Consider the following 21,241-nt stretch of genomic DNA (forward strand, 5'->3'; position numbering starts at 1 on the left):
AGTCTTTTTTAAATTTACCATTCATTTGGCTCATAATTTAATTCTTTAAATAATTGAGTTTTTTCTTTCTTAGATAAGTCTCTCCATTGACCCATTGGTAGATTACCTAAATTAATATTCATAATTCGAGTTCTTTGTAATCGATAGACTTCATATCCAAGCGCTTCACACATACGACGAATTTGACGGTTTAAACCTTGTGTTAAGATAATCTGGAAATCATATTTTGAAAGCTGTTTAACTTCACATGGTAATGTTTTCGTACCTAATATTTTTACCCCTTCGGACATTTTAGTTAAAAAGTCAGGAGTTATTGGTTTATCTACAGATACAATATATTCTTTTTCATGCCTATTTTCAGCTCGTAAAATTTCATTTACAATATCGCCATCATTTGTAAGGAGAATCAAACCTTCAGAATCCTTATCCAATCTTCCGATATTAAAGATACGTAATGGATGGTTTACGAGATCAACAATATTCCCTTTAACACCTTTTTCAGTAGTACTAGTTATACCAACTGGTTTGTTTAAGGCTATATAAACATGATTTCGAGCTAGTCTAATATGTTCACCATTTACAATTACTTCATCACCAGGTTCAACTTGATCGCCGACTTTTGCTACTCTACCATTTAATTTTACGCGTCCTTCACTAATTAATTTATCCGCTCCACGTCTCGAAGCCTTTCCAGACTCACTAATAAATTTATTTAAACGAATGTTAAACAACCCCTTAAATTCTAAATTATACTTTCAGAATAACATAGATAGCTTTTTAATGAGAATACCATTCGACTATTACTAAAAAGTACTTTTAAATTGTTACTACTATTTTATCCACATTCATTATAATATTTTCTAAATTATATAACAAAAATGTTTTTTATTGACAGACTGTAAGGCAGGTCGTATGATAGAAAAAATATATTAATATTTTCTCATATAAACTTGAAAATAAGGTTCAAGAGTTTCTACCTAGCGCCCGTAAACTGCTAGACTATGAGGAAGAGCTCTGGATTTTTGTTTTCTTTACAATGTAAAACTGCCTGCTTTTTCTCATGAAAAGCGGGCAGTTTTTTTTATTTTAATATAATAAAGGAGTCATCATATGTTTCAACTTAAAAAACGAAATACTTCAGTTAAAATTGAAGTATTAGCTGGTTTAACTACATTTTTAACTTTGGCGTACATCATTATTGTCAATCCAATGATTTTAAAGGACGCAGGTGTACCGTTTAACCAGGCATTTTTAGCTACTATTCTTGCAACCATTATTGGTACTTTAACGATGTCTTTAATAGCTAATTATCCCATCGTTATAGCGCCAGCAATGGGGTTAAATGCCTATTTTACTTATTCTGTAATTGGGGGACATAATCTCCCATATTCAGTAGGTTTTTCTGCTGTTTTTATTACTGGAATTTTATTTTTACTACTTTCTTTAACATCTTTCCGAACAAAATTGATTCAAGCAATTCCTGCTAACTTAAAGCATGCAATTGCTGCTGGAATTGGTTTATTTATTACCTTTATTGGTTTGCGTTTATCAGGTATTGTCGCAGATCATCCTACTAATCTAGTTCAAATTGGTGATTTTAGTTCTCCTAAAGTTGCACTTACATTGATCGGTCTACTAATAACAATTGTATTTATGGCACTTAACTTAAATGGTGCGTTATTTCTAGGGATGATTACGACAGGTCTAATTGCATATTTTACAGGTCAGTTAAATTTTGCAAATGGTTTTGTTGCTATGCCGCATTTACCAAAAGGAATTTTAGTATACAACCCAATTGATTCTGTGAAAGACATTATTGAATATGGACTTTATAGTGTCATTTTCTCATTTTTACTTGTCATGTTATTCGATACAACAGGAGCTTTACTAGCAATCGTTAAACAAGCAGGTCTTATCAAAAATGGTAAGTTAGAAAAGGGAGGAAGTGCATTCTCTGCTGATTCAATTGGAACAATTGTTGGTGCAATGTTAGGAACAAGTCCGACTGCAGCAACTGTAGAATCCTCTGCAGGTGTTGGTGCTGGTGGAAAAACTGGTTTAACATCATTAACTGTTGTAGTCCTATTTGTAATCGCAGCATTTTTTAGCCCAATGATTGGTTCAGTATCAGAAGTTGCCGCAATTACAGCGCCTAGCTTAATTATTGTTGGCTGTTTTATGATTAAGAGTATTTCGGAGATTAAATGGGATGATTTTGAAGAAGCATTCCCGGCATTTTTAGTCATTGTTAGTATGCCATTAACATCAAGTATTGCAAACGGAATTGCTTTAGGCTTTATTTCTTATCCAATCATGAAAATCGTTAAACGTAAATTTAAAGACGTACACCCATTTGTATATATATTTGCAGTACTATTCTTAGTTCAATTAGTATTTTTTGCACATAAATAATAGAGACATAAAAAAGCAGGTAAAAGATATTGAAGTCTTTTACCTGTTTTTTATTAATCTATATATTAACTTGCTTTATATTTTTCTTCGCTTCTAATAGTCGATTTTAGTCTCCAATAAACAGGTAAACCAACAATTGCAATACCAATTGATACAAGTGCATCTATTGGGGCATTTATAATCGTACTACCGATGATGTAAAGTGTACCTAATATTGCCACAATCGGAGTGATAGGGTATAAAGGTACTTTATACAATTTATTTCCACCTTTATCTTTTTTACGTAATATGAAGATTGCATTAAATGCTAGTCCATAAAATAAGAAAACTGCAAATATAGCCATATCAGAAAGTCGATCTGGGTTCCAGAATATCATCATTACTAATGCTAAAACAATTTGAAAAACTGTTGAACCTACTGGCGTATTAAATTTAGGATGAATACTAGATAATACTTTTGAACCAGGTAGGAAGTTTCGTTCTGCCATCGCGAATGTAACCCTTGGGAATGTAAGAATTTTGCCATTTAAACAGCCAAAAATAGAAATTAAAATTCCGATGGCAAGAATTTTTCCACCAATACTACCAAATAGTGAAGAAGCTGCCGCAGTAGCTGCATTAGGACCTAATTCAACAATTTTACTAGCAGATAAAACATGTAGCATCGCGATATTAACAGAAAGATAAGCTAAAATAACAATAACAATACCAGAAATAATTGCTCTAGGAAGAGTCTTTGAAGGATTCTTCATTTCTCCTGCCATAAAACCTACATTCATCCAACCGTCATATGCCCATAAAGTCGCTAATACTGCTGCGCCCATATTAAGTGCTTGAGTTGAACTACCACTCTCTGCATTAAAAACTGATACGTCCCCTTGAAGAATACCAAAAACAGCAATTAAAATAATAGGAACTAGTTTACCTGCAGTAGAGATTGTTTGAATAAATCCACCAAGTTGAGTGCCTAGTATGTTTAGACCACCAAGTAATATAATCGTGATAATACCAATAACTTTGCTACTTCCATGAAAACCGAAAAAATCTGCTAATAAAGAGCCAAAATAAAGACTAAGAGCACCCATAACAGCTGGTCCATAGACAAGGGTTTGTACCCAACCGCATAAAAATCCCCACTTCTCCCCATAAACCTCTTCTATGTAAGCATATAATCCACCAGTTCTCGGGATTTTTACACTTACTTCAGCAATCGTTAATCCACTTGCTAGTGTAATAACGCCACCGATAATCCACGCTAAAAGAGCCATAGTGGAGTTAGCAGTTGAAGACAGTACGATCCCAGGTTTCATAAAGATACCAGAACCGATTACTGTTCCGATTACTAAGGACGTTGATACGAAAAAGCCAATATTTTTCTTTAAATTTAGTTCTTTTTCCACGTTATACGCTCCTTCCAGGACTATATTTATAAAATTAGAAAGATTATAGCATATTAATTTTGTAATCTATTTTTTTCTGAATAGTTAAATTTATGTCTTATGTATTCGTGATGTAGTGGATAAGACCCATTAATTTTGATAAATCTTTCATAATATTTATTCATTTTGACTAGATAACTTATTGATAAAAGGTTATTAGTCGTAAATATAGAACACTATATTGTAGGTATTTCAGACCGATTTTTAGTTAATTATGGAATGCTATCTATTCTGGAGGTGAAGACGTGGAAGTTTCTTTCGAACGTGTGGTAGATAACATATACGTTTTAGCGATATGGGATACCGAATGGAAGTCATATAATAATTGCTACTTTATAATTCAAGATAATGGAGTTACTCTCATTGATTCAGGAAAGGGGATCCACTCTAAATATATTAGGAAAGCTCTGGTTGAATTAGGTAAAACACCAGAAGACGTCCATCTCTTTTTAGCTACACATGGACATGAAGATCATATTGAAGGTTCTAGTATTTTTAAAAACACTAAGAAATTTATCCATTCAAATGATAATAATTTGATTGATTCACATGAATTAAGTCAATTTAGTAATGACCTGGAAGATTTTGAAGTAATAAAGGAGTTTGAATATGATTTAGTTGGATACCATACTCCAGGTTCGGTCGTATTTTACCATCGCCCATCAAAAGTAGTTTTTACAGGTGATTTCTTATGTTTCTTCGGTGATCCTTTATCAAAGGATGGACTGGTCTCTAAAGGAGTTGACCTTAGAAATGAGTGGGTAAAATATTTGAGAGATGGCGGAGTCTCAACAGAACAATTAGATCATTTTCTAGGTGGACTAAAAAAAATAAATCAGTTTGATAGTAGTGTAATGTGTACTGGACATGGCGGTGTCCTAGTAGGAAATATTAAAGAGTTTATAAGTGAACTAATTGATGTCGGAGTCCAATATCGTAAAAGAGTATCAGACTGTTGACCGATTTAATCAGTCTTTTTTATGGGAAGCAGTGTTTAGAAAGAGCTTAATTTTGCACTTTAGAAAGGTTAGATTGGAATATTCTTACCAATAATGAACTATATAGACTGTAAAAGGATTTCTTTCAAATACTTAAATTTACTTTAATGGGAGTGCATCGTAATGAGGTTAAAATCATTAATAGGGCTATTATTAGGTTCATTGGCAACATTCTTCATTTTAAGTCTCCTAAGTAATAAACTTACCAATAAAGAGTACTGGTTTTATGCAACAATCTATCTTATCTTTATGGTTTTAGCATACTTTGCAATTAACTTAATTCGAAAAGTTAAGTCATCAAAGAAGACTGATTCATTTTGAATCAGTCTCAGACTATTGACAAACGCTCGCTTTCTTCGTTGCTTCGCCTGTCTGCGGTGCTCATTACCGTCTAGGGTAACTCCGCTCCTCACCAGACTTCGCGCCTCGAAAGACAAGCGTTTTCAATCAGTCTGAAATATGTATACGCTCAGAGATTGATTCACCAAGAATCAGTCTTTTCTTTTTTACCTGTTTTATCATATTTCCTATTATAAGGAAAATAAATGATGATAATATTGATAATAAGTAAATCTGATACTGGGAGATAGAGTATGGATCAAATTCTTTTAGTTTTTATGGCGGTCGCTGAAAAAAGAAACTTTTCAAGAGCGGCTGAGGAGTTACATATGACTCAACCATCCGTTAGTCAGCAAATTCAATTACTTGAAAAGCATATCGGTGCAAAGCTTTTAATTAGAACGAATAAATATGTTCAGTTAACGAAGGCTGGAGAAATTGTTTATTTGCATGCTAAGGAAATAACTAGTTTATACAAGCGGATGTCGACACTTGTGAATGATCTGATGAATGAGGCTAGTGGTCATCTTAAAATAGGTGCAAGTTATACATTTGGTGAATATGTATTACCGCAAATTTTAGCGGAAATGAAGAGACAATTCCCGAATGTCATTCCATCGGTACAAATAGGGAATACGCGAGAAATCGTTCAGGCTGCACTAAGCTTTCAAATTGATATTGGTATAGTTGAAGGCGAAGCGACTAATACAAATTTAAATATACAGCCTTTTGCGAATGATGAAATGTATATTATAGCTGGAACTAAGAGCGAAATATTCGCTATTGATGCTGTGACATTGAATCAAATTGAAAATGAAACTTGGATTGTTAGGGAAGAAGGATCTGGAACAAGGGAAGCGACTGAACGATTATTTGAAGTATTAAAGATACGTCCTAAAAATATAATTGAATTTGGTAGTACACAATTAATTAAAGAAGCTGTAGAAGCTGGCATGGGAATTACCTATCTATCTGAGCTAGCAATAAAAAAAGAAAAGCAGTTAAATACCATCGATTATCTAAAAGTAGAGGGGACACCTATTCAACGGAATTTTTCAATTATCACAGATAAAATCGAACTTCAAACGAAATCGATGGAAATATTTATTGAGTTAGTTAAGAAATACTACGAGAAATAAAGTAGGAATCCTTTTTTATTTAGTTGACCAGATAGGAAAACGAAAAAATTGTTCAAACGATAAGAAGATAAAGGATAATTGTAATAATTTCAAAAAAACAAATAAAAAAATACAGTCTAATTAGGCTGTATTTTATAGTAACTATTCACTTACGCATTGCCCATAATAATCTGTTCAAGTGTATTTGCTACATCTTGTGCACTATCAGAAACTGCTTCTAACATTTCATAAATCTCTTTGAACTGAATTATTTTGATTGGGTCTTTTTCATTTTTAAATAGTTCCTTAATGGAAGTGCGTAATAACGCATCACACTGTGACTCATAATCTTTTACTTGGATCGCATGTACGCGCATTTCTAATAATTTCTTCCGTGAAAGTAACTGAATTGCTTTTAAGATTTCATTGGCAGCACTGCGAATATTTTTAACAAATTTCACCATGAATTCATCTATTTGAACAATGGAGTACATTTCGAATGTTGCTGAACATTGCTCCATTCCGTCTAGTACATCGTCCATTTTATTAGCAAGTTCTAGAATGTCTTCACGTTCAATTGGTGTAATAAATGTTTTATTTAATTCAACGATAATTTGATGAATATATGTATCACCTTTTGTTTCATAAGCCTTCATTTCTGCAGAGAATGCTTTCAAATCAGTAGCATTTTTTATTTTAAAGTCATCAAAATAAATCGAACATTCATTTACATTATTCGCAATATTTAAGAGCATTTCAAAGAATGTATCATTTTTTTTACCCAGTTTCAATTTGGCTCCTCCTAAAAACAGATTGATTCAAATCCTTACATTATGTTGCTCAAGAGTATGAAATATTATAAATATGATTCTTAAAAAACAGGCCCAGTTCGATCGATTTTTGCTTTTACAGAAGTTTTGAACTTAACATTCTTATATTCTTTGTCCCAATTTATTTTTTTCCATAAATCTGGATAAGAGCTAGATAAAATTCCTCCAATACCTAATGCGTCACAATTAGCTTCCAATAGTGATTTAGTGATTTCATCAGACTGTTTAGTAAGAATTTTTGAAACATCATTATTTAATTTGTCTTTGTTTAGCTTTTCTCCTACCTTACCTGTGTAACTAGTAATTGTTAAATCAAGAGTTAAATTAAGTCTACAAGTTATTTTTTTAGTTTTTTTATCTACTTTTAAATCTAAATCTCTTTTCATTGTTTTTACTCTAAATGAAATCGAACGATGGTCTCCTAACTGTACAGCCATTTCAGCATATTTCTTTAATCGATCCATTAGTAACAATAATAGACTTCCTTTTTCATTAGGTAAGCTAATTCCTGAAAACTTATCCCCATTAAATAGGTCTACTCCACCGATTGTAATTCTATCATTTTCGTCTTTGGAAACAAAAGGTAAAATGATATCTCGACCTGTATCTGTAATTTGTGACCATGTTGTAAAAGCAGTTTCTTTCGGAATCTTTGTTGTTTCCTCAGCAGCCTCTAAACCTTTTAATATGACAAATGCAATAGGGCTAGTTCCAGGGTTGAGGGAAATAATGTCTGAAGCCTTATCTTCTGCTATTACAATTCTAGTAGAAATATAGGCCTGTCTCGGGCGATAAAAAAGTTCTAAAAAAGGGTAAATTCCTTTTCGAGCAAGATCTCTCCCAATTAAGATAATATGCGATTTACTTACATCAATAAGGCCAGGTAGTTTATTATTAATGTCAATTTCCATTCCGGATACACTAGGTCGCTTTACTTTAACAAGTTCGTCCTTAACTTCAAACTGTCCTCCACCTTTATTTTCAATATTTAATGCTCTAATTGTTGCTAATACATTATCGTCTTGACCTAAATCGAAGCTAATGCCATTGACCATTTTTTTATTTACTAATAAATTTTGGTCCCAACAGCTTGCTAAAAAAAAGGTAAACAAACATAAGGTTATCAAAAATGATTTTCTTATAATTGTTCACTCCTTTCAGTTTTTGAAATGATGAAGGATAGACAAAACAGAAGGAAGGGAAGTCCAAATACAACCACATAACTTAAATAAGTTACATACTTATCAAAGATAGCTAATTGATCCTCATCAAATGGTATGATTGTTATGAAAAAAATTAAGATTCCACTAATACATACATTTTTTTTAAATGTTTTTTCATTACTGATACTTTTAGCTGATAAAAATAAGTAAAGGATTACCGAGGTTGTCATTGGTACAATCCAGACCGATAAAAAGATCAAATCTAAGCGGTCGATCATTTCAAACGAAAGGGCTTTAAATAAATATAAAACAGGCTCTCTAATTTGCAGAAGTTGTGTTGGACTAAAGCTTATTAGGCAAATAAAGGTAAAATATGTATAGAACAATGTCACGGAGAAATTGGCAAGACTCACAGTTTTTAAAATTCCTTTTTCAGTATCAAGTACGAAAGGAAAAATTAGTAAAAAACTTTCAAATCCTAATATCGAGAGTAATGATTTATGACTTCCTAAAAATATATTTTTTACTCCTGATTGCCCGATTGGTAGAATATAGTGAAAATCTTTTGGTAAATAAAATGTGAAGAACGATAGTAAAAATAGAAGGATGATTAAAACCGATGCTAAAACAAAAAATCTTGAAATAATTCTTAAGTCACTAATTGTTAAATAAATACTTGATAAAATAATAATTAATGATAGTACCCATACTGGAGTTAACGGTAATAACCACAGAGTTATGGTCCTGATAAAAAGAGCACAAGCCAGACTTCCAATCATAATAAAATAGGTATATATAAATAAGTTAAAGAACTTTCCAACATATTTACCTAAAATTTTTTTTGTAATATCAGTATAAGTAGTATTTGGATATCTTTTTAGTAAAAGCCAGTAAATGAATAATGTAATTTGTACTACTACTCCTGCAATTAGGGTAGAAATCCACCCATCACCTTTGGCCGTACTTTGAACCGCATTTGGTAAAGAGAGTAACCCAATACCGATTTGACTCTGGATAATAAAAAAGTAGAGCTGTAATTTAGAAATCGAATTACTATTCGTTATCATTTTTTCTTCCACACCCTAGATATTCTTTGCTGCACAATCTTTTCAGGACGTGCATCAGTTGGTCTTGTATTTTGTTTCCATGAAGGGAGTCTAAAGAAAGTATCTTTTATATCTTCCTTTCGAAAAGGTGCCATCGGAGAAAAGTACGGCATGCCAAATGATTTTAATTTACACATATGCATAAAAATTAACATTAAAGTTAGTGTGATCCCAAAGAAACCTAGTACCGAAGCCATGATCATTGTCGGAAAGCCCAATAATCTCATACTAGTACCCATTTCACTAACAGGTGCTACAAACGAAGCAATTGCTGTAAAACCAATTACGACGATCATCGTGTTTGATACTAAATGTGCTTCAACTACTGCTGTACCAATCACTAGCCCCCCAACTATACCAATTGTTTGAGCGATAGGAGATGGTAGTCTAATAGCGGCTTCCTTTAGTAGCTCTAATATGATTTGCATTGCAAAAGCTTCGACGAGAGGGAGAAATGGTACAAACTCTAAAGAAACTCTAATTGAATAAAGAAGACCTATTGGTAGTACTTCAGAGTGGAATGATACGATTGCAATGTATATGGCAGGTAAGCTAATTGCGACAATAAAGCTAAATACCCTAATAATTCGAAAAAATGAACCAATCAACCATCTATGATTATAGTCATCAGGAGCTTGATAAAAAGCAAAAAAGGTTATTGGTACAATTGATACAGTTGGATTCCCATCTACAAGTAAATTTATTTTTCCGTCTAAAAGATAAGATGCAGCTCGGTCTGGTCTTTCTGTATTTACTACTTGTGGAAATGGTGAAAACGTACTATCCTCAATCAATTCTTCTAATTGTCCTGTTGAACGAAGACTGTCTAATTCAAGACCTGAAATTCTTTCTTCTATGACCTCGACAAGTTTTCGATTTACAATTGAATCGATATAAACCATTGCAACCTTAGTATTTGTAATCCTACCAATCGTAAAATACTTAACCTTTAACTCAGGTGTACGGATTCTTTTTCTTAGTAATTGTATATTTGTATTTATACTTTCTACAAAACCATCATGTGCACCGTTAATATTTTGTTCATTTGCAGGTTCAGAAATTGCACGTTCCTTATCATCTGAAGCTGCTGCTAAAATTCCATTTGAACAATTTTCTTCTAAAATTAGACAATATCCGTCTAATAAACTATTTCCTAATTCTGCGATATTTGTTGAGTTTTTAATCTCATATGATTTGACGATATTGCCTGTTTCATCCTTCGTTTCTCTTAAAATAGGTTCAATAATAAATGATTGAAGTGCCTCAATTTTTATCATCGATTCAATAAATAAAACGGCAAAAATCTGAGTATTTTTATGAATAATCTTAACAACCAAATCTTCTGTATGACTTAAATAATCTTGAATCATTTCAATATTATTTTTAAGATTATTGGATAAAATTTCTTCTTTATTTGATGTAATTGTTGTTGTATTGGTTCTCATATTGATACCTCTTTGATGGAAGGTCTAATTGGGTATATTCTTTCCAAAATTAGGTTGTGTATGCAATGAATACTCAAATGAAAAATCATTCCGATTCCGTTTTTTAGATTAACAAAAACGTATAATATTAGTTTTCTAAAAAATAGAAAAATCGAATTTTGTAGAAATAAACTTGTTGACTTTTTATTTTTTGCATAATAATATAAGGACAATTAATTTAAATAAACATCCATAATTACTTTGCGTTGACGAAGAGTAGTAACGATTACGGAAACTAAAGAGAGCTGATGGTTGGTGAGAATCAGTGTGAAAGTAATCGCGAATGGACTTCCGAGCATTCAAACCGAACCTTAAATAAGTAGTAGGCTTTGGCGAGTAGTCTTCTCGTTACAAAAGACGGGTATTCATTAGAAAGTTGATTGGATACCGACAAAGCGAGCTGTTAATCAGCTAATGAAGGTGGCACCACGGGTCTCTCGTCCTTTTTTAAGACGGGGGGCCCTTTTTGTATTTCTTTAAAATTAAATATTAATAAATCGCTGAGTAAGAAGAGTAAATATTGGTGAATGTCACAGAGAGTTAGACAATGGTGGGAGTCTAATACAGGAACCTTTATCGAATGGGCTTACGAGAGGCATCTTGAACAGTAAAGTAGGGATGCACGGATTTCCACCGTTAAAAGGATAGGGTATCGGAATTATTTTAGTAACTTATTCCCGTATCCGAAAAGTGGGATTCAGATCAATCTGATCCAATCTGAGGTGGTACCGCGGTAGCAACTAATCGTCCTCTATATGCACAATCTTTGTGCGTATAGGGGACTTTTTTTTATATTCATCATTAAATTTTTGGAGGTCGAACAAATTGTCAGTACAAAACAAAGCAGAAATAGTCATTGAAACGATAATGGGGGATTTGTTTACACCGATTTCATTATTTAAGAAATTGAACGCTAGCAAAAAGTTTTTATTTGAAAGTTCATTTAAGCATAAAGATTCTGGCCGTTATTCATTTGTTGGTTCAAAACCTGCTTTTGAATTGATTGGGACACATCAAAGTGGTCAAATCATCTATAAAAATGGCAAAAAAGAAGAGTTTGTTGGAAATCCTCTTTTAAAAATGAAAGAGTTAATACCAAAGCAGGATTATTTAGAGGTATTGGATATCCCTTTCATTGGTGGGGGAATTGGGTATGTAGGATATGATATGATTCGCCAGTTTGAAGAGATCGGTGATGAGCTAGAAGATGTTATCGGAATGCCAGATCTTCATTTAATGTTTTTTGAGGTCATTATTGTATTTGATCATTTGGAACAGAAAATTCATTTGGTTGGAACAAAGCTTTCCGATGAAACAACATTAGAAGATTTGAAGAGCGAAATTCAGAAGTATAAGCAAGTAATTCTATCTAATTCAAATCAAGAGGAGGAAGTAAAACCTGTTGTATTTTCTACTTTCGAGTCTGAAGTTAGTAAAGCTGACTATATGTCCAAAGTAGAAAAGGCAAAGTCATTTATTCAAAAAGGAGATATTTTTCAAGTCGTTCTATCACATCGAATGGGAGCTAAATTTGAAGGGAATCCATTTGATTACTATCGAAAATTACGAATCCAAAATCCGTCACCCTATATGTATTATATCGATTTTGGTGATAGCGTTGTTGCTGGTACTTCCCCTGAAAGTTTAATAAAAGTTAAAGATAATCAGGTCATTACGAATCCAATTGCCGGTACGAAGCGAAGAGGGAAAACGGATGAACAAGACTTAATGATCGAAAGAGATTTATTACAGGATGAAAAGGAACTTGCCGAACATAAAATGCTTGTTGATTTAGGAAGAAATGATCTAGGCAAAGTTTGCGAGTTTGGAACAATCAAATTAGAAAAATATATGACCGTTGAAAGATACAAATATGTAATGCATATCGTTTCCGAAGTTAGTGGGCAATTAAAAAAACCAAATACTTCACTTGATGCACTTATTGCTTGCTTACCAGCTGGAACCGTATCTGGTGCACCTAAGATTAGAGCAATGGAAATCATTAATGAATTAGAGAGTTCAAAGCGAGGGGTATATTCCGGTGCAGTCGGTTATGTATCAGTTAATGGAAACCTTGATTTTGCATTAGCTATTCGAACGATGATTTTAAAAAATCAAATGGCCTATATTCAAGCAGGAGCAGGTATTGTTTATGACAGCAAACCTGAACACGAATATGAAGAAACCATTAATAAACTAAAAGCTTTTTTGGAGGAAAATCATGATTCTAATAATTGATCACTATGATTCTTTTACTTACAATCTTTATCAATTTTTGGGAGAACTTGGCGAAGAAATGAAAATCGCTAGATATGACAAAATTTCAATAGATGAAATAAAAGAAATGAATCCAGAAGCAATTATTCTTTCTCCGGGACCAGGTAAACCCGAAGAGAAACAGGAAACGAATGAACTCATTCAAACTCTTCATAAGACTGTCCCAATACTAGGCATTTGCTTAGGGCACCAAGCAATCGGTTATGCATTCGGCGCAAAAATTATTAAAGCTAGACAAATCAAACATGGAAAAACATCGAAAATTAGGCATGATGGCAGTAATTTATTTGCCTACATGTCCCAGCCGCTAGAAGTTATGCGATACCATTCACTCGTAATTGAAAAGGAAACGATACCGCCATTATTTGAAACTTTAGCATTCGCTATGGACGATCAAGAAATCATGGCCATTAAACACCGAAAATATCCAATCTACGGTATGCAATTTCATCCGGAATCTATTGGAACAGAATACGGAAAACAACTTTTATTAAACTTTTTAAATGAAATAAAGGAGGAATTAAAAGATGAAAGAGTACCTTCAACGCTTAGCTAATCGAGAGTCGTTTACAGTAGAAGAGATGCAAGTAGCTGTCGGTAGGATTTTACAGGATGATCAAATATCAGATAGTGAAATCGCAGCATTTCTAGTTGCTTTAAAAACAAAAGGTGAAACAGTAAATGAAATAGCAGGACTAGTAAACGCGATTCGAAACCATACTGTAGGATTTACTAGGAAGTTTCATAATGTCATTGATAATTGTGGGACTGGTGGAGATAATTCATCGAGCTTTAATGTGAGTACAACATCAGCTTTTGTTATTGCGGGAAGTGGAATTCCAATTGCAAAACATGGAAATCGTAGTATGTCTAGCAAAACAGGTAGCGCAGATGTATTAGAACAATTAGGTGTGGAGCTATCAATTCCAACACAAGCTTCCGAAGAGCTTTTAGATGAAATAGGCATTACATTTTTATTTGCTCCATATGTTCATCCAAGATTGAAAAAAGTTATGAAGGTTAGACGTGAGCTACAAATTCCGACCATTTTTAATTTAATTGGACCTTTAACAAATCCAGTTGAATTAGAGACCCAACTATTAGGAATTTACAGAAGAGATTATTTAGAAGTTTTTGCAGAAGTTCTAAATAAATTAGGACGTAAACGAGCGATTGTATTAAACGGTGCAGGGCATTTAGATGAAGCATCATTAGCTGGTGAAAATCATATCGTCCTACTAGAAAATAATGAGCTGAAAAAGATGACACTTCATCCGGAGGAAGTTGGATTAACTTCTTACCCAAATACAGAAATCAAAGGTGGAGATTCAAAGAGAAATGCAGATATTCTTCTTCGAGTATTAAAAGGAGAAAAAGGAGCTTTTAGAGATACGGTTTTATTAAATGCTGGTTTAGCAATTTATACTTCAGGGATTGTCAATCAAATTACGGATGGTATTAGGAAGGCTGAGGAGAGCATCGATTCTGGAGCAGCTTATGAGAAATTACAAAAACTAGTCGAAAAAACTAGCAAACTAAAAAGAGAGGTTATTTAAATGGAAACCATTTTAGATCGAATCATTTCTCAAAAACAAATCGAAATTAAAAGCTTAAGAGCGATTAGTCGAAAATTAACGAGTGAAACAAAGAATTTATCATTAATCGAAAAGTTAAAAGCTGCAGACCAATTATCGATCATTGCGGAGTTTAAACGAGCATCACCATCAAAAGGTGATATTAATACAAATCTTAATCCCGCCGAACAAGCAAAGAAATATGAAGAAAATGGAGCGGCTGCAATCTCTGTTTTAACTGATACAACTTTCTTTAAAGGTTCCTTTAAAGATCTGAAAATTGTGCGTGATTCCGTTAATATTCCGATATTATGTAAGGATTTTATTATCGATCCAGTTCAAATAGATATCGCCAAAGAGCATGGAGCAAACATTATTTTGCTAATTGCTGCTGCATTACCTTTTACAGAACTAACTAATTTATATCAATATGCTAAGCAGCAAAATCTTGAAGTGTTGATGGAAGTACATGATGAGGAAGATTTAGAAAAAGCACTAAAAATTAGGCCTGATCTATACGGCATTAATAACCGAAACCTAAAAACATTTGAAGTGGATCTAGGTGTAACTGAAAGACTAGCACCACTGATTCAAGCAGATGGAGGGTTCATTATTAGTGAAAGTGGAATTTTCAATCAGTATGATGCAAAACGTGTAAGAGATGTTGGGGCAAATGGAATTTTAGTCGGAGAGGCATTGATGAGGAGTAATGAATTATCATCAAACATGAGCGAGCTGATGGTTCCTATTTTAAAGGAGGCTAAGCAGTGAAAGTGAAAATTTGTGGGATTACCGATTTAAAAACAGCTAAATGTGCAATAAATGCTGGAGCTGATGCCATTGGATTTGTATTTGCAGAAAGTAAACGTCGAATTGAAATTTCTGAAGCAAAAAAGATCATCGAATCACTGCCAGATTCGGTGTTGAAGATTGGCGTTTTTGTAAATGAAACAAAGGAGACATTGGAATCCATTTACGAGAAAGTTGGTTTAACGCATCTTCAGCTACATGGAGATGAAACGCCAGAATTTTGTCGTTCATTATCCTTTCCAGTAATCAAAGCATTACGAGTTGAGTCGGAAAAGGACGTTGAAAAAATCGCAGAATATGATTGTGATTATATTTTAGTAGATAGCCCGAGTGGAAAATATCGTGGCGGAAATGGAACAACATTTAACTGGGATCTTGTTAAATCAAAGAAAATAGATAATTTGATTTTAGCTGGTGGTTTGACGATTGAGAATGTAATACCAGCAAGTAGCGTCGTAAAACCAATAATGGTCGATGTAAGTAGTGGAGTCGAAACGAACGGGAAAAAAGATGAAGAAAAAATAAAAAGTTTTATAAAAAAAGTTAAATTAGGAGGAATTTAAATGTCTACGTACACACTTCCAGATGTAAAAGGTCATTTCGGTATGTATGGAGGGAAATATATACCTGAAACGCTTGTTCAAGCTATAACTGAATTAGAAGAAGCTTATTTAACTATTAAAGATGATCCGGCATTTAATGAGGAAATTGAAAGTTTGTTAAAGGATTATGTAGGTCGCCAAACACCTCTATATTTTGCAGAAAATTTAACTAAGCATGCTAACGGAGCTAATATTTATTTAAAACGTGAGGATTTAAATCATACTGGTGCTCACAAAATTAACAACGCGATAGGTCAGGCATTACTTGCGATTCGAATGGGTAAACGAAAAATCGTTGCCGAAACAGGAGCAGGACAACATGGTGTAGCAACTGCAACAGTTTGCGCTCTATTAAATTTAGAATGTGTTATTTTCATGGGTGCTGAGGATGTTCGAAGACAAGAACTGAATGTTTTCCGAATGGAATTACTAGGCGCAAAAGTGATTAGTGTTGAATCAGGAAGTGCGACATTAAAGGATGCAGTAAATGAAGCCCTTCGTTACTGGGTTGCAAATGTAGATGACACTCATTATTTATTAGGATCAGTAATGGGGCCACATCCTTTTCCTATGATGGTAAGAGATTTCCAAAGTGTAATTGGAAAAGAAACAAGACAACAATTTTTAACGAAGGAAGGTAAACTTCCTGATGCAGTAGTAGCATGTATTGGCGGAGGAAGTAATGCAATTGGTATGTTCCATCCGTTTATTACGGATGAAAGTGTAAAGTTATTTGGAGTAGAAGCGGCTGGGCATGGAATCAATACAGATAAGCAAGCAGCATCTTTAACAAAAGGCGTGCCAGGCGTATTACACGGTGCATTTATGTATTTACTTCAAGATGAAGATGGTCAAATACAAGAAGCTCATTCAATTTCTGCGGGGCTAGATTACCCAGGGGTAGGTCCTGAGCATTGCTATTTGAAGGATATTGAGCGAGTAAAATATGAATCAATCACAGATGAAGAAGCACTTGAAGCATTCCAATTACTAGCAAGATTAGAAGGAATTATCCCAGCATTAGAAAGTGCACATGCAGTTGCCTATGCAATAAAACTAGCAGCAACGATGAAGAAGGATGAAAATTTAATCATCTGTTTATCTGGTAGAGGCGATAAAGATGTTCATACCGTTCGTGAGCGATTAAAGGAGGGCAAATAAATGATGTTGAACCGAATTGAATTCCAATTTTCAGAACGACTTAAAAAAGGTGAAAAGTTATTTATACCTTATGTAATGGCAGGAGATGGTGGCCTTGAAGTACTAGGGGGAAGACTTGCTTTACTAGAAAAATTTGGCGCATCAGCAATCGAAATAGGTATACCATTCTCAGACCCAGTAGCAGACGGACCAGTAATTCAACAAGCGGGAATTAGAGCATTACAAGCTGGTGCAACATTAAAAGCTGTAATTGAAAAAATAAAAGAAGTTCGTAAATTAATTTCTGTACCTTTAATCGTTATGACATATATGAATCCCATTTTAGCTTATGGAATTGACAGGTTCGTATCTGACCTTCAGCAAGCAGGAGTAGACGGATGTATTATTCCTGACTTACCAATCGAAGAAGAAGAAATTATCATCCATCAACTTGAAGAATTTGGAGTAGAACTAATTCGTTTAGTCACAATGGCTACACCAAAAGATCGAATCCTTAAAATTGCTGAAAAAGGAAGAGGTTTCTTATACACAGTAACAGTAAAAGGGATTACTGGTGTTCGAAATGAACTAGACGATAGCCTATCATCCTTTTTAAAAGGTGTTAAAGAAATTAGTAATAAACCTGTAATAGCTGGATTCGGTGTATCTACCCCAGAACAAGTAAAGGAATTAAGCCAAGATTGTGATGGAGTAATTGTTGGTAGTAAAATTGTTGATTTATTTAATCAAAATAAGATCAATGAAATTAAACTTTTAATGGAATCAAGTTTAGTAAGCGAGGAAGTAATCTAATAAAAATGAATCAGGCTATTTAAGTGGCCTGATTTTTTTATGTTACTTACTTTTAGGGTATTGTATTAATCTTAACCATAATTAAGTCTGAAATATAGTTGAACCTTGGCTATAACTGACCGGTTGTGAGTTTTTTGGATGAAAAGAATTGATTTGAAAATCATTCCATTTAATTTTACCAAGAAACCATTAGAAATACGGTTAGCGGTATGGGTATAATAAATGTTTAATTGCGGTTTTCCTATTTTTATTTGCGATTCCGAGAATTTAATTGCAGATCTGACAATTTTTATTGCGATTATCGAATTTTATTTGCAGTAGCTAAAATAATTGTAGAATGATCCATAAGTATCCACAAAAAATAGACTGTTCCTTAAAAAATTCAACTACAAACTATCCACTAATTTTACAGTTCTCCACATTTTTATGGGAAGTTTTCCACATAATACCGGAGTATCCACAAAAAACTCACTCCAAAAAAATATAACTACAAACTATCCACAGATATTTATATAATCTAAAAAGTTTTCCACAATTGCAGAATACACTCATATTTCTCTCTAGGACATATGTCCTTTCCAAACAACCATCCAATATCGTTTAATAATGAAGAAATCAAAATGTCAGGAGAGATCTATATGAAAGGAATTTTATTAGCAATTATCGGCGGAGCATTCATTACACTACAGGGAGTTGCAAATTCTCAAATTAGCAGTGATATTGGTACTTGGCAAGCAGCTACAATTACGCAGTTCACAGGTTTTATTGTAGCTTTATTCATACTACTATTAATAAAAGATAAAAAATTAGCTGAAGTTAAGAAAGTGAATCCAATTTATTTATTAAGTGGTGCACTTGGAGCATTTGTTATATTTTGTAATGTGACATCAATTCATATTATTGGTGTGACATTTTCAATTTCTGTTCTTTTAATCGCACAGCTAAGTTTAACATTTATCATTGATAGTAGAGGCTGGTTCGGAGTCAAAAAGCTTACTATTAGTCCTTCACAATTTATTGGAATTGGTATGATGATGATCGGTGTGATTGTGTTAGGATCTTAAAAGTAATTGTTGGAGGTGAAGTTAACTTGAAAGTCACTAGTGATATTGAACAAATTAATCAATTTTTAGCTGAACTTCATATTAAAGAAGTCTTTAATGATGATTTAAAAGCTCATATGACTCTTCATCGATTCATGCAAGGAGAGCTTATTTGTTCCCAAGGAGACTTACCACAAACTTTGTTTGTTTTAGTAAAAGGGAAAGTCAAAGTTTATACAACTACAGAAGAGGGTAAAACATTAATTCTTTCATTTAAAAAGCCGCTTGAATTAATTGGCGACATTGAATATGTAAGAGGTTCAAATTATATAAATACGGTTGAGGCTGTTTCTGCAGTTGAAATGATTGCTATAGATTATAGGTGGCTAAAAAAATTTGCTAAAGACTATGCACCATTTCTTCAGTTTTTATTAGACATCATAACGGAAAAGTTTCTTATTAAGTCGAATGCGATGAGTTTTAATTTAATGTATCCTGTCGAAGTTCGGCTAGCGAGTTATCTATTATCGGTTTCATACCATGAAGCGAATTCTTTACAAAACGAAAATTTAAATCCGATCAATCTTAAAGACGCAGCAAATCTAATCGGAACGAGTTATCGACATGTTAATCGAGTTATTCAACAGTTCTGTAAGGATGACCTAGTGGAGCGGAAAAATGGGGGAATCCTTATTAAGAATCGTGCTGGCTTGAGTGTTCTTGCTGGTAATAATATTTATGAATAAATTCTTAGGACTAATAAAGTATTTTATTTTTGGAGGTGCAATTTATGATTTATGGATTAATATTATCTTTAATAGCAGGATCACTAATTGGTTTACAAAATATATTCAATAGTAAAGTTAATGAACGGGCGGGAATATGGGTAACAACTACATTTGTATTAGGAATGGGCTTTTTAGCTTCTTTCGGAATGGGGCTTTTATTTGAAGGTAAGGAATTATTTGTTTTGCATAATATGAAAAATTGGTATTGGATTAGCGGAATAGTCGGTGTAGGTGTTGTTTTCTGCTTAACGAATAGTACTAAAATTCTTGGACCAACTTATGCGATATCAATTGTTCTCACATCTCAATTATTGTTTGCAATGTTATTTGATTCTATGGGATGGCTAGGTCTTGAGAAAGTTCCGTTTTCTCCTAAGCATCTAATTGGTGTTTTGCTTATTATCAGTGGTATATTAATTTTTAAATTAAACGGAATTAGGTTTAAACGGATTAAGCTAGTTAAAAATCAATCTAGTAAAATATGAATTAAATAAATAGAGATGGGGAAATGTTATGAAAACATACAAAACATTATTATTAGATGTAGATGATACATTATTAGATTTTGGTGCAGCAGAAAAAGTAGCATTACAATCTCTATTTAAAGATCAAAAATTACCATTAACGGATGAAGTTAAGTCAAGGTACAAAGAAATAAACCATGGACTTTGGAAGTCATTTGAAGAAGGTAAAATAAGTCGTGATGATGTGGTAAATACACGTTTTTCAACCTTATTTAAAGAGTTTGGTATTGAAGTTGACGGTTCTCTACTGGAACAGTCTTACCAAAGTTATTTAGGAGAGGGAAATCAATTAGTTGAAGGTGCATTTGAATTACTTACAAGTCTTCAGCGCGAGTTCGAATTATATATTGTTACAAACGGAGTTTCAAAGACACAATATAAACGTTTGAATGCGGCTGGTATTTATCCTTTCTTTAAAGACATTTTCGTTTCTGAGGATACTGGTTATCAAAAACCGATGAAAGAATACTTTCAATATGTATTTGATCGAATTCCAAACATTGAATTAGATCAGACATTGATTATTGGAGATTCATTTAGCGCGGATATAATTGGTGGGGCAGGGTCAGGAATTGATACTTGCTGGGTCAATCCAAAAATGCTTTCAAATGACGCAGATGTAGTTCCAACCTATGAAATACAAAAACTAGATGAACTATATAAGATTTTAAATATTGAACAGAAGGTTTTGGTTACTTCATTTAACTAAGACCCCCTTAAAAAGCAAAGTTTTTCACTCAATCTGATCGTTGATTTTTGAATTTAGTTTACACACTTAAAG

The 21,241-nt window shown here is 33.2% G+C and carries 21 protein-coding genes, 1 riboswitch and 2 other annotated features; of the genes, 15 read left to right on the top strand and 6 right to left on the bottom strand.

Going from position 1 to position 21,241, the window contains the following annotated elements:
* Positions 1-14 precede the first annotated feature (14 nt).
* Positions 15-731, bottom strand: coding sequence for a pseudouridine synthase (gene rluF, locus V5E38_RS22700; protein WP_499211532.1), 717 nt, complete (start codon positions 729-731; stop codon positions 15-17).
* 189 nt (positions 732-920) lie between these two features.
* Positions 921-1,022, top strand: a riboswitch (purine riboswitch).
* Positions 1,023-1,110: 88 nt separating this feature from the next.
* Between rluF and V5E38_RS22705 the strand changes: the two genes are divergently transcribed.
* A complete protein-coding gene (locus V5E38_RS22705; RefSeq protein WP_499211533.1) occupies positions 1,111-2,412 on the top strand; it encodes an NCS2 family permease in 1,302 nt (433 codons plus the stop codon).
* 65 nt (positions 2,413-2,477) lie between these two features.
* On the opposite strand, the gene V5E38_RS22710 is transcribed toward V5E38_RS22705, so the two are convergent.
* Positions 2,478-3,812: an APC family permease gene (locus V5E38_RS22710; protein ID WP_499211534.1), complete on the bottom strand. Its 1,335-nt coding sequence runs from the start codon at positions 3,810-3,812 to the stop codon at positions 2,478-2,480.
* A 284-nt stretch (positions 3,813-4,096) separates the two neighbouring features.
* Between V5E38_RS22710 and V5E38_RS22715 the strand changes: the two genes are divergently transcribed.
* The 3 genes from V5E38_RS22715 (at position 4,097) to V5E38_RS22725 (ending at position 6,327) form a co-directional block, all read left to right on the top strand.
* On the top strand, positions 4,097-4,810 hold the full coding sequence (locus V5E38_RS22715) for an MBL fold metallo-hydrolase (protein ID WP_499211535.1): 714 nt from the start codon (positions 4,097-4,099) through the stop codon (positions 4,808-4,810).
* A 162-nt stretch (positions 4,811-4,972) separates the two neighbouring features.
* Positions 4,973-5,170, top strand: coding sequence for a hypothetical protein (locus V5E38_RS22720; protein WP_499211536.1), 198 nt, complete (start codon positions 4,973-4,975; stop codon positions 5,168-5,170).
* Positions 5,171-5,442: 272 nt separating this feature from the next.
* Complete coding sequence (locus tag V5E38_RS22725) at positions 5,443-6,327, top strand: LysR family transcriptional regulator (RefSeq protein WP_499211537.1); 885 nt, start codon at positions 5,443-5,445, stop codon at positions 6,325-6,327.
* A 149-nt stretch (positions 6,328-6,476) separates the two neighbouring features.
* Here the strand turns inward: V5E38_RS22725 and V5E38_RS22730 are convergent, their stop codons facing one another.
* From V5E38_RS22730 to V5E38_RS22745, 4 genes are all read right to left on the bottom strand, one after another.
* Positions 6,477-7,097, bottom strand: coding sequence for a DUF47 domain-containing protein (locus V5E38_RS22730; RefSeq protein WP_499211538.1), 621 nt, complete (start codon positions 7,095-7,097; stop codon positions 6,477-6,479).
* Positions 7,098-7,177: 80 nt separating this feature from the next.
* On the bottom strand, positions 7,178-8,263 hold the full coding sequence (locus tag V5E38_RS22735; RefSeq protein ID WP_499211539.1) for a Ger(x)C family spore germination protein: 1,086 nt from the start codon (positions 8,261-8,263) through the stop codon (positions 7,178-7,180).
* Between the two features lie 11 nt (positions 8,264-8,274).
* Positions 8,275-9,366 carry a GerAB/ArcD/ProY family transporter gene (locus V5E38_RS22740; RefSeq protein ID WP_499211540.1) on the bottom strand — a complete coding sequence of 364 codons (1,092 nt, stop codon included), beginning with the start codon at positions 9,364-9,366 and terminating at the stop codon, positions 8,275-8,277.
* Entirely contained in the window at positions 9,363-10,850 is a 1,488-nt protein-coding gene (locus V5E38_RS22745; RefSeq protein WP_499211541.1) for a spore germination protein, read from the bottom strand. Before V5E38_RS22745 ends, V5E38_RS22740 begins: the two co-directional genes overlap by 4 nt.
* 236 nt (positions 10,851-11,086) lie before the next feature.
* Positions 11,087-11,337, top strand: a binding site (T-box leader).
* A 43-nt stretch (positions 11,338-11,380) separates the two neighbouring features.
* Positions 11,381-11,644 (top strand) — a binding site (T-box leader).
* 112 nt (positions 11,645-11,756) lie between these two features.
* On the opposite strand from V5E38_RS22745, the gene trpE reads away from it, so the two are divergent.
* The 11 genes from trpE to V5E38_RS22800 all read left to right on the top strand — a co-directional run bounded on the left by trpE (position 11,757) and on the right by V5E38_RS22800 (position 21,169).
* Complete coding sequence (gene trpE, locus V5E38_RS22750) at positions 11,757-13,127, top strand: anthranilate synthase component I (RefSeq protein WP_499213628.1); 1,371 nt, start codon at positions 11,757-11,759, stop codon at positions 13,125-13,127.
* On the top strand, positions 13,111-13,722 hold the full coding sequence (locus V5E38_RS22755) for an anthranilate synthase component II (RefSeq protein WP_499211542.1): 612 nt from the start codon (positions 13,111-13,113) through the stop codon (positions 13,720-13,722). The genes trpE and V5E38_RS22755 overlap by 17 nt, the downstream gene beginning before the upstream one ends.
* On the top strand, positions 13,694-14,722 hold the full coding sequence (gene trpD, locus V5E38_RS22760) for an anthranilate phosphoribosyltransferase (protein WP_499211543.1): 1,029 nt from the start codon (positions 13,694-13,696) through the stop codon (positions 14,720-14,722). Before V5E38_RS22755 ends, trpD begins: the two co-directional genes overlap by 29 nt.
* Positions 14,723-15,511, top strand: a complete 789-nt coding sequence (gene trpC / locus V5E38_RS22765) for an indole-3-glycerol phosphate synthase TrpC (RefSeq protein WP_499211544.1) — start codon at positions 14,723-14,725, stop codon at positions 15,509-15,511.
* Positions 15,508-16,113 (top strand): phosphoribosylanthranilate isomerase, encoded by a 606-nt coding sequence (locus tag V5E38_RS22770; RefSeq protein WP_499211545.1) that lies wholly within the window; start codon positions 15,508-15,510, stop codon positions 16,111-16,113. The genes trpC and V5E38_RS22770 overlap by 4 nt, the downstream gene beginning before the upstream one ends.
* Positions 16,114-17,313: a tryptophan synthase subunit beta gene (gene trpB / locus V5E38_RS22775; RefSeq protein ID WP_499211546.1), complete on the top strand. Its 1,200-nt coding sequence runs from the start codon at positions 16,114-16,116 to the stop codon at positions 17,311-17,313.
* 6 nt (positions 17,314-17,319) lie between these two features.
* Positions 17,320-18,105, top strand: a complete 786-nt coding sequence (gene trpA, locus V5E38_RS22780) for a tryptophan synthase subunit alpha (protein WP_499213629.1) — start codon at positions 17,320-17,322, stop codon at positions 18,103-18,105.
* A gap of 638 nt (positions 18,106-18,743) precedes the next feature.
* Positions 18,744-19,169, top strand: a complete 426-nt coding sequence (locus V5E38_RS22785; protein ID WP_097975091.1) for a DMT family transporter — start codon at positions 18,744-18,746, stop codon at positions 19,167-19,169.
* Positions 19,170-19,195: 26 nt separating this feature from the next.
* Positions 19,196-19,894 (top strand): Crp/Fnr family transcriptional regulator, encoded by a 699-nt coding sequence (locus V5E38_RS22790; protein ID WP_499211547.1) that lies wholly within the window; start codon positions 19,196-19,198, stop codon positions 19,892-19,894.
* Positions 19,895-19,938: 44 nt separating this feature from the next.
* The gene (locus tag V5E38_RS22795; protein ID WP_499211548.1) at positions 19,939-20,421 is read left to right on the top strand and encodes a DMT family transporter; all 483 of its coding nucleotides are present in this window, start codon (positions 19,939-19,941) and stop codon (positions 20,419-20,421) included.
* A 28-nt stretch (positions 20,422-20,449) separates the two neighbouring features.
* Complete coding sequence (locus V5E38_RS22800; RefSeq protein ID WP_499211549.1) at positions 20,450-21,169, top strand: YjjG family noncanonical pyrimidine nucleotidase; 720 nt, start codon at positions 20,450-20,452, stop codon at positions 21,167-21,169.
* The last annotated feature ends 72 nt before the right edge of the window (positions 21,170-21,241 follow it).

It is taken from the genome of Rossellomorea sp. GAMAL-10_SWC (assembly GCF_049568075.1).
Taxonomy (GTDB): domain Bacteria; phylum Bacillota; class Bacilli; order Bacillales; family Bacillaceae_G; genus Gottfriedia.